Raw genomic sequence first — 429 nt, forward strand, 5'->3', positions numbered from 1 at the left:
ACTTCCACGGGGAACCGGTCCCGGTGGTGGTCGACGAACTCGGTCAACTCGGTGGGCGGGGGTCCATCTCCCGGGCGAAAAAAGCCGAGGCCGCCTTGAGGATTTCGTTGGATCGGCGGAGTTCGGCGTTTTCCCGTTCCAGTCGTGCGATCCGGTCTCGGTCCGACTCCCCGTTATTCGTGGAGTCCGCCGAGCCGGTGTGGGTGCTGGGTTCACCGCTGCGTACCCAGTACCGCAGGGCCTCGGGGTGCACTCCGAGTTGGTCGGCTACCCGGGCGATGGCTCCACGTCCGGGTCCCCACTGCCCCTCCAGTTCACGGACCATCTCCACCGCGCGTCGCCGCAACTCCTGGGGATATTTCTTCGCGGAACCCATGCTCCTCATCCTTCCTGGGGTGCAGGGCCTCCAACAAACCCAGTACGGTCCAG

1 protein-coding gene is annotated in these 429 nt (G+C 65.5%); it reads right to left on the reverse strand.

Translation table 11 applies throughout. The annotated features are described in order from the left end of the window. Positions 1-43: 43 nt before the first annotated feature. Positions 44-376, reverse strand: a complete 333-nt coding sequence (locus ACTIDRAF_RS0222515; RefSeq protein WP_026066396.1) for a transposase — start codon at positions 374-376, stop codon at positions 44-46. Between the last annotated feature and the right edge of the window lie 53 nt (positions 377-429).

This window comes from Actinoalloteichus spitiensis RMV-1378, from assembly GCF_000239155.1.
In the GTDB taxonomy this organism is placed as follows: domain Bacteria; phylum Actinomycetota; class Actinomycetes; order Mycobacteriales; family Pseudonocardiaceae; genus Actinoalloteichus_B; species Actinoalloteichus_B spitiensis.